This window comes from Micromonospora sp. NBC_00617 (assembly GCF_045161355.1).
GTDB lineage: Bacteria > Actinomycetota > Actinomycetes > Mycobacteriales > Micromonosporaceae > Micromonospora.
Genome location: NZ_CP107751.1, coordinates 4,974,201 through 4,985,492 on the forward strand (window position 1 = coordinate 4,974,201; position 11,292 = coordinate 4,985,492).

General features: G+C 72.5%; 9 protein-coding genes. 8 read left to right on the plus strand and 1 reads right to left on the minus strand.

Annotated features, from left to right (window positions below; genetic code table 11):
• The first annotated feature begins 84 nt into the window (after nt 1–84).
• Nucleotides 85–2,151: a serine/threonine-protein kinase gene (locus OG505_RS22770; protein WP_405427366.1), complete on the plus strand. Its 2,067-nt coding sequence runs from the start codon at nt 85–87 to the stop codon at nt 2,149–2,151.
• A gap of 47 nt (nt 2,152–2,198) precedes the next feature.
• Nucleotides 2,199–3,872 carry a phospho-sugar mutase gene (locus tag OG505_RS22775; protein ID WP_405427368.1) on the plus strand — a complete coding sequence of 558 codons (1,674 nt, stop codon included), beginning with the start codon at nt 2,199–2,201 and terminating at the stop codon, nt 3,870–3,872.
• Nucleotides 3,873–4,070: 198 nt separating this feature from the next.
• On the opposite strand, the gene upp is transcribed toward OG505_RS22775, so the two are convergent.
• Nucleotides 4,071–4,703 (minus strand): uracil phosphoribosyltransferase, encoded by a 633-nt coding sequence (gene upp / locus OG505_RS22780; protein ID WP_405427370.1) that lies wholly within the window; start codon nt 4,701–4,703, stop codon nt 4,071–4,073.
• Between the two features lie 123 nt (nt 4,704–4,826).
• Here upp and deoC point away from each other — a divergent pair, with 123 nt between their 5' ends.
• The 6 genes from deoC to OG505_RS22810 all read left to right on the plus strand — a co-directional run bounded on the left by deoC (nt 4,827) and on the right by OG505_RS22810 (nt 11,274).
• Nucleotides 4,827–5,786, plus strand: coding sequence for a deoxyribose-phosphate aldolase (deoC, locus tag OG505_RS22785; protein ID WP_405427372.1), 960 nt, complete (start codon nt 4,827–4,829; stop codon nt 5,784–5,786).
• A 6-nt stretch (nt 5,787–5,792) separates the two neighbouring features.
• Nucleotides 5,793–7,250, plus strand: coding sequence for an aldehyde dehydrogenase family protein (locus OG505_RS22790; RefSeq protein WP_405427374.1), 1,458 nt, complete (start codon nt 5,793–5,795; stop codon nt 7,248–7,250).
• Nucleotides 7,243–8,061: an aldehyde dehydrogenase family protein gene (locus OG505_RS22795; RefSeq protein WP_405427376.1), complete on the plus strand. Its 819-nt coding sequence runs from the start codon at nt 7,243–7,245 to the stop codon at nt 8,059–8,061. The genes OG505_RS22790 and OG505_RS22795 overlap by 8 nt, the downstream gene beginning before the upstream one ends.
• Nucleotides 8,062–8,280: 219 nt before the next feature.
• Complete coding sequence (locus tag OG505_RS22800) at nt 8,281–8,754, plus strand: BlaI/MecI/CopY family transcriptional regulator (protein WP_405427378.1); 474 nt, start codon at nt 8,281–8,283, stop codon at nt 8,752–8,754.
• Between the two features lie 10 nt (nt 8,755–8,764).
• Nucleotides 8,765–9,670, plus strand: coding sequence for a M56 family metallopeptidase (locus OG505_RS22805; protein WP_405427380.1), 906 nt, complete (start codon nt 8,765–8,767; stop codon nt 9,668–9,670).
• A 350-nt stretch (nt 9,671–10,020) separates the two neighbouring features.
• Complete coding sequence (locus tag OG505_RS22810) at nt 10,021–11,274, plus strand: cytochrome ubiquinol oxidase subunit I (protein ID WP_405427381.1); 1,254 nt, start codon at nt 10,021–10,023, stop codon at nt 11,272–11,274.
• Nucleotides 11,275–11,292: the final 18 nt, after the last annotated feature.

Below are 11,292 nucleotides of genomic sequence, written 5' to 3' on the forward strand. Positions count from 1 at the left end.
GTCGGCTTTCGCATCGGGCGTCGGAACCAGCAAGATAGGGGGGTTGTGTCCCAGCCCCCCTCGATTTCCCCCGGTGGCTTTTCTGTGACTCAGATCCCGACGTGGAGCGGCGGACAGGTAAGTCCCGCCAGCGGACGAGCAGCGCCCGGCACCACCATCGGTGGCCGGTACTCGCTGCGGTCCGCGGTGGGCAACGGCGGTATGGGCACGGTGTGGCGTGCCACAGACACCCTGCTTCGCCGCGACGTGGCGGTGAAGGAGGTCGTCCTTCCCCCGGGCCTGGCACCCAGCGACCGCGACGCCATGTACGAGCGGACGCTGCGCGAGGCCCGCGCCGCCGCCGCCATCCAGCACCCCGCCGTGGTGCAGGTGTACGACGTGGTCACCGAGGCCGGTCGGCCGTGGATCGTCATGGAGCTGCTGGACGCCCGCAGCCTCGCCGACATGGTCATCGAGGACGGTCCGGTCGCGCCCCGCGCGGTCGCCAAGATCGGCATCGCGCTGCTCGGCGCGCTGGAGGTCGCGCACGCCATCGGCGTGCTGCACCGCGACGTCAAGCCGGCCAACGTGCTGATCTGCACCGACGGGCGCTGTGTGCTGACCGACTTCGGTGTCGCCCGGATGCCCACCGACGTGCAGCTCACCACCCCCGGCATGGTGCTCGGCTCACCGCACTTCATCTCGCCCGAGCGGGCCATGGGCCAGGAGTTCGGCCCGCCGAGCGACCTCTTCTCGCTGGGTGTGACCCTCTACACGGCCGTCGAGGGGCGTCCGCCGTTCGACAAGGGCGACCCGATCGAGACCATGCACGCAGTCGTCGAGGACCCGCCGGCCCCGCCGCAGCGCAGCGGCGCCCTGACCCGGGTGCTGATGGGTCTGCTGGAGAAGGACCCGGCCCGCCGACTGGACGTGCACACCTCCCGGGGAATGCTGCGTGAGCTGCTCGCCGGCCCGCTGGGCAGCACCGCCACCGCCGTGCACTCGGTCACCGACCCGTACGCCGTGGTGCCCGTGCAGCAGCGCCCGGCCCCCGTCCACCAGCCGGCCCAGCCGGAGCCGAAGCCGGAGGACCAGATCGGCGGTCGGGCCATGCTGGCCCCGGGCGAGTCGCTGACCGACCGGCTGGCCGCGCTGCGCCGGGGCGAACGCCCGCAACCGGCCAGCGCAGCCGCCACCGCTGCCGCCGCGCTGGACGAGACCAGCGCCGACGCGCTCGCCGGTCCGCTGCACACGCCGACCGGCGCGATGCCCACCCCGGGCCGTCCCGCCGCTGGGCCCACCTACGGCGGCAGCGCGGACGCCACCCAGCGGGTGGACGCCGGCGCGCACCCCGACGCCACCCAGCGGGTTACCTACGGCAGCCGGCCCGATGCCACGCAGCCGGTCGGCTACGGCACGCCCGACGCCACCCAGCGCATCGGCGGCAGCACCTACGGCGGCGGCAACCAGTGGTCGGTGCCGGGCACCGGCCAGCCCTGGACGACACCGTCCACCGCCGCGGGCGGCGGCGCCCTGGACAAGGTCCGCGCCACCGGGGGCCAACTCGTCACCACCGTGAAGGGCTGGCCGCGCAAGGTGCAGCTCGCCGCGGCCGGCGGCCTGGCCGTGCTGCTGCTGATCAGCATCGTGGCGCTCTCCGGCGGCGACGACCCCGGCCCGAGCACCCCGCAGGCGCAGCCCACCCCGTCCGCGCCCGCGTCCTCGGGCGTCGAGATGCAGGAGCACGCGGCCCGCGGCATCCAGGTCATGGTGCCCAAGGGCTGGAAGAAGGCCACCGGCGGCTCGTACACCGACTACATCGACCCGGAGGACAGCGGCCGCAAGGTGCGCATCATCACCGAGAAGTGGTCCAGCAGCTCCACCCGGTGGGCCGAGACGGCCGAGAACGGCCTCAAGACCCGGAGCACCTCCTGCGTGAAGCCGTACGCGCAGGTCGCCTCGACGGAGACCAAGCTGGCCGACAAGCCGGCCGCCGAATTCGAATACACCTGCGGCGCGGGCGACACCATGCGGCACGGCATCTGGCGCGGCGTGGCGCAGGACGGCAAGGCGTACTCGTTCTATCTCACCGCCAACGACGCCAAGTTCGCCGAGAGCAAGCCGATCTTCGACGAGATGGTGCGCACGTTCCAGCTCACCGGCGACGGCTGAGCCGAGGGAACCGACAGCGGTGATCCGCCGGCGTGCTATCAAGGGGCATGGCGGCGGACACCACTGACATCGACGACATTCGCGAGCAAGCCCGACGTTGGCTGGCCGACGACCCCGACCCCGCCAGCCGGGACGAGCTGACGGCGGTGCTCGACCGGCTGCCGGCGAGCGCGCCGGAGCTGGCCGACCGGTTCGCCGGTCCCCTGACCTTCGGCACCGCCGGCCTGCGCGGCCCGCTGCGCGCCGGCCCGAACGGCATGAACCTCGCCGTGGTCACCCAGGCCGCCGCCGGGCTGGTCGGTTGGCTCGCCGCCCAGGGCGGCGCCGGCCCCCTGGTGATCGGGTACGACGCCCGGCACGGCTCCCGGCAGTTCGCCGAGCGCACCGCCCAGGTGGCCACCGGCGCCGGCCGGCCGGCGCTGCTGCTGCCCCGTCCGCTGCCCACCCCGGTGCTGGCGTACGCGGTGCGCCAGCTCGGCGCGGTGGCCGGTGTCATGGTCACGGCCAGCCACAACCCGCCACAGGACAACGGCTACAAGGTCTACCTCGGCGCGGAGCTGGGCGGCGAGCTGGGCGCCGGGGCGCAGATCGTGCCGCCGGCCGACGCCGGCATCGAGGCCGCGATCCGGGCGGTCGGACCGCTGACCCAGGTGCCGCTGGGCCGGCCCGGCGAGGTGCTCGGCGACGACCTCGTCGCCGCGTACGTGGAACGGGCCACCGCCGTGATCGACCCGGACGGGCCGCGGGACCTGTCGGTGGCGTACACCCCGCTGCACGGGGTGGGCGCGGCGGTGCTCACGGCGGCGTTCGTCCGGGCCGGTTTCCCGATCCCCGGCGTGGTGCCCGACCAGGCCGAACCCGATCCGGAGTTCCCCACCGTGTCGTTCCCCAATCCGGAGGAGCCGGGGGCGGTGGACCGGCTGATCGCGCTGGCCGACGCCACCGGCGCGGACCTCGCCATCGCCAACGACCCGGACGCGGACCGCTGCGCGGTGGTCGTCCGGGAAGGCGAGGACGGGCGCGGCTGGCGGATGCTGCGCGGCGACGAGGTGGGCGTGCTGCTCGCCGACCACCTGATGCGACGCGGGGTGACCGGGCTCTACGCCACCACCATCGTCTCGTCGTCCCTGCTGCGGGCGATGTGCGCGGCCCGGGGCCTGCCCTACGACGAGACGCTCACCGGGTTCAAGTGGATCGTCCGGGCCGGTGGCGGAAGCGCGCCGCTGGTCTTCGGCTACGAGGAGGCCCTCGGCTACTGCGTCGCCCCGGAGCACGTCCGGGACAAGGACGGCATCACCGCCGCGCTGACCGTGGCCGAGCTGGCCGCCGGCCTCAAGGTGCAGGGTCGTACGTTGACCGACCGGCTGGACGAGCTGGCCGCCGAGTTCGGCGTGCACCACACCGACCAGCTCTCCGCCCGGGTGGACGACCTGCGGGAGATCGCCGACGCGATGGCCCGGATCCGGGCGGCCACCCCGACCACGCTGCTGGGGCAGCCGGTCGACAGCGTCCGGGACCTGCTGCCCGAGTCGGACGTGGTGATCCTGCGTACCGCGAGGGCCCGGGTGGTGATTCGCCCCTCCGGCACCGAGCCGAAGCTCAAGGCGTACCTCGAGGTGGTGGAGCCGGTGTCCGACGGCGGCGTCGCCGCCGCCCGGAGCCGGGCCGGCGCGGCGGTCGCGCTGCTGCGCGCCGAGATCGCCGCCGCCCTCGGCATCTGACCGCGACCGCCCCCACCCACCTGTCACGGGTCCTTTGCTCTGCTTCAGCGGAGGCAACACTCGGCGGCCGATTGTGTTGCGCGGGTTGAAGCAGAGCAAAGGACGTCAGGGGGAGGGCTGGCCCCGACGGTCAGGCGCGCTTGCCGAGCGCCGCGTCGACCGCTGCGGCCAGGCACCCGGCCCGGACCGGGTGGAAGATCAGAACCGGGGCATGCCGCCGAACTGGCGGTCACCGGCGTCACCGAGCCCGGGGACGATGAACATGCTGTCGTTGAGGCCCTCGTCGATCGAGGCGGTGACCAGGCGCAACGGCAGCCCGGAGCGCTCCAGCCGCTCGATGCCGACCGGCGCGGCGAGCACGCAGAGCACGGTGATGTCGGTGCAGCCCCGATCGGCCAGCAGCCGACAGGAGTGCTCCAGCGAACCGCCGGTCGCCAGCATCGGGTCGAGCACCAGCACCGGCAGGCCGGCGAGATCCCGGGGCAGCGACTCCATGTAGGCGCGCGGCTCGTAGGTCTCCTCGTCGCGGGCCAGGCCGACGAAGCCCATCGAGGACTCGGGCAGCAGGCCGAGCGCGGCGTCCGCCATGCCCAGGCCGGCCCGCAGCACCGGTACCAGCAGCGGCGGGTTCGCCAGCCGGGTGCCCTCGGTGCTGGTGACCGGCGTCTGCACCGGGTACCGCTCGACGGGGAAGGTGCGCGCCGCCTCGTACACCAGCATGGTGGTCAGTTCGTGCAGCGCCGCCCGGAACGTCGAGGAATCGGTGCGCGCGTCCCGCATGGCGGTCAACCGGGACTGGGCCAGCGGGTGGTCAATGACGTGTACGTCCACGATCGCCCAACCTACCGGGCCGTTCGGCGCGCTGGTGCGGGTGCGGTCCGACCGGCGACGCCGCTCACGTCGGGCCCACCGTGACCAAGATCACTCAGCGGTTCCGTGCGTAGACTTCTCGGCATGACGGCGACAACGACGTCGGCCCGGTCGGACCTCTCCGAGCTGGGACGATCCGAGACCGCTCTGCGGACCTTCCTGCACGGCCTGCCCGGCGTGGACCAGGTCGGCGCGGAGCAGCGGGCGGCACAGCTTGGTACCCGCTCCATCAAGACCACCGCCAAGGCCCAGGCGATCGACCTGGCGATCCGGATGGTCGACCTGACCACCCTGGAAGGGGCGGACACCCCCGGCAAGGTGCGCGCGCTGGCCGCGAAGGCGCTGCGCCCCGACCCGGCCGACCCGTCCTGCCCGCACGTCGGCGCCGTCTGCGTCTACCCCGCGATGGTCCCGTACGTCGCCGAGGTGCTGCGCGGGTCCGGCGTGCACCTGGCGAGCGTGGCGACGGCGTTCCCGTCGGGTCAGGCGCCGCTGGAGATCAAGCTGGCCGACACCCGGGCCGCCGTCGCGGCCGGCGCCGATGAGATCGACATGGTGATCAACCGGGGCGCGTTCCTGGCCGGGCGCTACCAGGAGGTCTACGACGAGATCGTGGCCACCAAGGAAGCCTGCGGGGACGCCCACCTCAAGGTGATCCTGGAGACCGGTGAGCTGGCCACGTACGACAACGTGCGCCGGGCCTCCTGGCTGGCCATGCTGGCCGGCGGCGACTTCATCAAGACCTCCACCGGCAAGGTCCCCGTCGCGGCGACGCTGCCGGTGACGCTGGTGATGCTGGAGGCGGTCCGCGACTTCCGCGCGGCGACCGGGCGACAGGTCGGCGTGAAGCCGGCCGGCGGCATCAAGACCACCAAGGACGCCATCAAGTACCTGGTGATGGTCAACGAGACCGTCGGCGCGGACTGGCTCGACCCGGACTGGTTCCGCTTCGGCGCGTCCAGCCTGCTCAACGACCTGCTCATGCAGCGCACCAAGCTGACGACCGGCGTCTACTCCGGTCCCGACTACTTCACCCTGGACTGATAGCCGATGTTCGAATACGCCCCCGCCCCCGAGTCCCGCTCGGTGGTGGACCTCAAGCCCTCGTACGGGCTGTTCATCGACGGCGCGTTCGTCGATCCGACCGACGGCGGCAGCTTCAAGTCGATCAACCCCGCCTCCGAGGAGGTGCTGGCCGAGATCGCCGAGGCCGGCGCCCAGGACGTGGAGCGCGCGATCCGCGCCGCCCGCACGGCGTACGACAAGGTCTGGGGTCCGATGCCGGGCCGCGACCGGGCGAAGTACCTGTACCGGATCGCGCGGCTCATCCAGGAGCGCTCCCGCGAGCTGGCCGTCCTGGAGTCACTGGACAACGGCAAGCCGATCCGTGAGTCCCGCGATGTCGACCTGCCGCTGGTCGCCGCGCACTTCTTCTACTACGCCGGCTGGGCCGACAAGCTGGAGTACGCCGGGTTCGGCCGGAGGCCGACGAGCCAGCACGGCGGGGCGAACCCGCAACCCCTTGGGGTTGCCGCGCAGGTCATCCCGTGGAACTTCCCGCTGCTCATGCTCGCGTGGAAGATCGCCCCGGCGCTCGCCGCGGGCAACACGGTGGTGCTCAAGCCCGCCGAGACCACCCCGCTGACCGCGCTGCTGTTCGCCGAGATCTGCCAGCAGGCCGACCTGCCGGCCGGCGTGGTCAACATCGTCACCGGCGCCGGCGACACCGGCCGCGCGCTGGTCGAGCACCCCGGCGTCGACAAGGTCGCCTTCACCGGCTCCACCGAAGTCGGCCGGGCCATCGCCCGGTCCGTCGCCGGCACCCGCAAGAAGCTCACCCTGGAGCTGGGCGGCAAGGCCGCCAACATCGTCTTCGACGACGCCCCCATCGACCAGGCCGTCGAAGGCATCGTGAACGGCATTTTCTTCAACCAGGGGCACGTCTGCTGCGCCGGCTCCCGCCTGCTCGTCCAGGAGAACGTCGCCGACCGCGTGCTGGAGTCGCTGAAGCGGCGGATGGCCCAGCTCCGCGTCGGCGACCCGCTGGACAAGAACACCGACGTCGGCGCGATCAACTCCGCCGCGCAACTGGAGCGGATCCGCGAGCTGTCCGACGCCGGCTCCGCCGAGGGCGCCGAACGCTGGTCACCGCCGTGTGAGCTGCCCGACCGCGGCTTCTGGTTCGCGCCCACCATCTTCACCGGGGTCACCCAGGCCCACCGGATCGCCCGCGAGGAGATCTTCGGCCCGGTGCTGTCGGTGCTCACCTTCCGCACGCCGGCCGAGGCCGTCGAGAAGGCCAACAACACGCCGTACGGGCTGTCGGCGGGCATCTGGACCGACAAGGGTTCCCGGATCCTGTGGATGGCCGACCGGCTGCGCGCTGGCGTCGTCTGGGCCAACACGTTCAACAAGTTCGACCCCACCTCGCCGTTCGGTGGCTACAAGGAGTCGGGCTACGGTCGCGAGGGCGGCCGGCACGGGCTGGAGGGGTACCTCAATGTCTGAGCGGGTCGCGGTACGCAAGACGTACAAGCTCTTCATCGGCGGGAAGTTCCCGCGCAGCGAGTCGGGACGGTCGTATCTCGTGCAGTCCTCGAATGTGTCACTGGCCTCCCGCAAGGACGCCCGGGACGCGGTGGTCGCCGCCCGCGCCGCCGTGAAGGGCTGGGCCGGCGCGACCGCGTACAACAGGGGTCAGATCCTCTATAGGGCCGCCGAGATGCTGGAGGGCCGCCGCGAGCAGTTCGTCGCCCTGGGCGTGCCCGGCGACGAGGTGGACGCGGCGGTGGACCGCTGGGTCTGGTACGCCGGCTGGGCCGACAAGCTCGCCCAGGTGTACGGCGGCGCCAACCCGGTCGCCGGCCCCTACTTCAACATCTCCGCGCCCGAGCCGACCGGCGTGGTCGCCGTGGTGGCGCCGGAACGCCCGGCGCTGCTCGGTCTGGTCAGCGTGATCGCCCCGGCGATCGTCACCGGCAACACGGTGGTGGTGGCGGCCTCGCCGTCGGAGCCGCTGGCGGCGGTGACGCTGGCCGAGGTGCTGGCCACCTCCGACCTGCCCGGCGGGGTGGTCAACATCCTCACCGGCGCGATCACCGAGACCGCGCCGGCGCTGGCGGCGCACATGGACGTCAACGCGATCGACCTGACCGGGGTGACCGACGCGTCGCTCGCCACCGAGCTTGAGGTCAAGGCCGCGGAGAACCTCAAGCGGGTGCTCCGGCCGGCTGAGGCGGACTGGGCCGCCGATCCGGGCCTGACCCGGATGACCGCGCTGCTGGAGACCAAGACGGTGTGGCACCCCAAGGGGGTGTGATCGTCGTTTGCTCAGCCTAGGGGTTTTCCGGGGGAGCCCGCCCACTCCGGGCGGTCAGGCTTGATCCCTGCGTGGGCGGGCTCCCCCGGAAAACCTGACGTGGGCCGGGTTCGTCGGGGTGGGTCGGCTTGCGGGTCCTGCCCGACGTCGGGTCGCCGGTCAGCGGGGCGATCGGGCGCGGGGGCCGGGAGGTCTACTACCGGGGGTAGGATTGCGTTTGTGACTCGGTTGGGCGATCTTGAGCGTGCGGTGATGGACGTGCTGTGGGACGTGGTCCCGGGCACGTCGGACGGGGTGACCGTGCGCGAGGTGGCCGACGCGCTCGACGGCCGCGAGCTGGCGTACACGACTGTGATGACAGTTCTCGACCGGCTCGCCGGCAAGGGCATGGTGCAGCGCGAACGCGAGGGCCGCGCCTGGCGTTACCGGCCGGCGGCCAGCCGTGAGGCGCACATCGCCCAGCTCATGCTCGACGCCCTCGACCTGGGCGGCAGCCGCGACGCCGCGCTGGTGCGCTTCGCCCGCTCGGTGACCGGCACCGAGGCCGAGGTGCTGCGGGCCGCCCTGGGCAGCGAGGCCGGGCTGGCCGGGCCGGGTTCCGCCGACGGCGACACGGGCGGGGCCGACGCCCTGACCGACCGGGTGGATCCGCCGGCGGGCCGACGGCCGGCCGGCGAGGCAGCGGAGCGGTAGGGCACGCGCCATGGCCTACGCCGTGCACTTCGCCGCCACCATGCTGGCCTGCTATCTGACCGCGCAGGTGCTGGCCCGCTCCACCTGGACGTGGCGCAGTCCACGGGTGGCGATCGTCTGCTGGCAGGCCGTCGGGCTGGCGGTGGGCCTCTCCGCGATGGGCCTGCCGATGGCCCTCGGGCTGACCGCGTACGACCTGCCGACCGGCAGCGCGCTGGTCGCCCTGACCACCGACCTCGCCCACGGCAGCCTGCCGATCGGCGTGACCGCCCGCCACCTCGCCGGCGTCGGGGTGGGCTTCGGCATCGGAGCGGTGCTCGTCACCACGACCGTCCGCAGCATCCACGGGACCATCCGCGCCCAGCGCCGACACCGGGACCTGCTGACCCTGGTGGCCCGGGACGACCCGGCCGCCCCCGGGGCGCTCGTCCTGGACCATCCGAGCGCCGCCGCGTACTGCCTGCCGGGCGTGAAGCCGCAGGTGGTGGTCAGCGCGGGCACGTTGAGCCTGCTGGACCGCGCCGAACTGGCCGCCGTGCTCTCCCACGAGCGCGCGCACGCCCACGAGCGACACGATCTGGTGCTGCTGCCGTTCACCGCGCTCTGCCGGGCGCTGCCATGGTTCGGCTGGGTCCGTGACGCACACGAGCGGGTCGCCCTGCTGGTCGAGATGCGCGCCGACGACAAGGCCCGCGAGCTGCACGCCGAGGCGCCACTGGCGGGCGCGCTTCGTCGGTTCGCCGCCGCCGGGCACCGGGTCACCCCGGCCGGCGCCCTGGGCCTGGGCGACCGCGACCTGGACGTACGCGTACAGCGCCTGCTGGTCGCCGACCGGCCGCCCCGGGCCCTCGGCGCCACGGCCCTCGCGGTGGCCACCACCCTGGTCGCCCTCCCGGTCACGCTCTTCCTGAGCTGACGCGCCAACCCGTCCCGCTCCACTGCAACTGTCACTGCTCGGGAGTCACGGCGTGGTGTTGCCGTCGGGGTGGGCAACTGGTCGTGTCTCCCTTTGCTCTGCTTCAACCCACGCACCGCATTCGCGGCAGAACCGTTGCGTGGGTTGAAGCAGAGCAAAGGCGGCGCATCGAGGGTGGGCGGGTGGGTGGGTGGCCCCCCGTCTGGCGGAGCGTCGCCCACCCCTCCCGACCACCACGCCTACTACGTCCCGTCGTAGCATCATCTACGACGAGACGTAGTAGTGTTATGTAGCCAGGCTACGTGTAGGGTTGCTACGACAAGGGAGTCAACACCTAGGGAGAGCCGGCCATGGATACGCTGCTCCTCGCCCGCCTTCAGTTCGCCACCACCACGTCGATCCACTTCCTGTTCGTGGTCGTCACGCTCGGGCTGGTCACGTTGCTGGTCGGGATGCAGACCGCCTGGGTGCTCACCGGCAACCCCAAGTGGGAACGGCTGACCCGGTTCTGGGGCCAGCTCTACGTGATCAACTACGTGCTCGGCATCGCCACGGGCATCGTGATGGAGTTCCAGTTCGGGCTGAACTGGAGCGGCCTGTCGCGCTACGTCGGCAACGTCTTCGGCGCGCCACTGGCGATCGAGACGCTGGTGGCGTTCTTCCTGGAGTCCACGTTCCTCGGGATGTGGATCTTCGGTTGGCACCGGCTCCCCAAGGGCGTCCACCTCGCGCTGCTGTGGGGCGTGGCGCTCACCGCGTACGCCTCGGCGTTCTGGATCATGGTGGCCAACTCCTGGCTGCAAAACCCGGTCGGGTACGAGGTCCGCGACGGCATCGCCCACCTCACCGACTTCGGCGCGCTGCTCACCAACCCCAGCCTCGGCATGGCGTTCGGGCACGTGATCTCCGCAGCGCTCCTGGTCGGCGGGATGTTGATGGCGGCCGTCAGCGCCTGGCACCTGATCCGGCGTACGCCCGACTTCGCGCTCTTTCGCACCTCGCTGCGGATCGGCCTGGTCACGGCGGCACTGGCGATCACGATGGTGCAGGGCTTCGGCTTCGCCCAGTTCGGCCCGGTCGGCACGGTGCAGCCGACCAAGTTCGGCGCGGACGGCCCCGAGGCGCAGGCGCTGATCAGCGAGTGGACCACCCGGTTCGGGCCCGGCGACTACACCCCGCCGGTGCTGGCCAGCGTCGGGCTCGGCTTCATGATCCTCATCGGCTTCACCCTCGGCTGCGTGTGGTTCCTGCTGCCCCTGCTCTACCGGGACTGGATCATCCGGCTGCGCTTCCCACTCTGGCTCATCCTGCTCGCCGTGCCGTTGCCGTTCGTCGCGGTGATCCTCGGCTGGATCGCCCGCGAGGTCGGCCGCCAGCCCTGGGTGGCGTACGGCCTGCTCCCCACCGAGCAGGCGGTCTCCCCCGTCGGTACGCCGGTGATGCTCGCCTCGCTGATCGGCTTCAGCCTGCTGCTGGGCACCCTCGCCGTCACCAACTGGGTGCTGCTTGCCCGGCACGCGGGCCGTGGCGCGGCCGACCCGGCTCTCGGCCGCCCACCGGCAGCGCCCGCTGAGCCGGCCCACCCCGAACCCGCCCTCGCCTGAGCGACTGAGGAGACTCAC

Bases quoted from the DNA above. Each gene is read 5' to 3' on its own strand.
- OG505_RS22775 (WP_405427368.1), top strand. From the start codon at position 2,199: ATGGCGGCGGACACCACTGACATCGACGACATTCGCGAGCAAGCCCGA.
- deoC (WP_405427372.1), top strand. From the start codon at position 4,827: ATGACGGCGACAACGACGTCGGCCCGGTCGGACCTCTCCGAGCTGGGA.
- OG505_RS22790 (WP_405427374.1), top strand. From the start codon at position 5,793: ATGTTCGAATACGCCCCCGCCCCCGAGTCCCGCTCGGTGGTGGACCTC.
- OG505_RS22795 (WP_405427376.1), top strand. From the start codon at position 7,243: ATGTCTGAGCGGGTCGCGGTACGCAAGACGTACAAGCTCTTCATCGGC.
- OG505_RS22805 (WP_405427380.1), top strand. From the start codon at position 8,765: ATGGCCTACGCCGTGCACTTCGCCGCCACCATGCTGGCCTGCTATCTG.
- OG505_RS22810 (WP_405427381.1), top strand. From the start codon at position 10,021: ATGGATACGCTGCTCCTCGCCCGCCTTCAGTTCGCCACCACCACGTCG.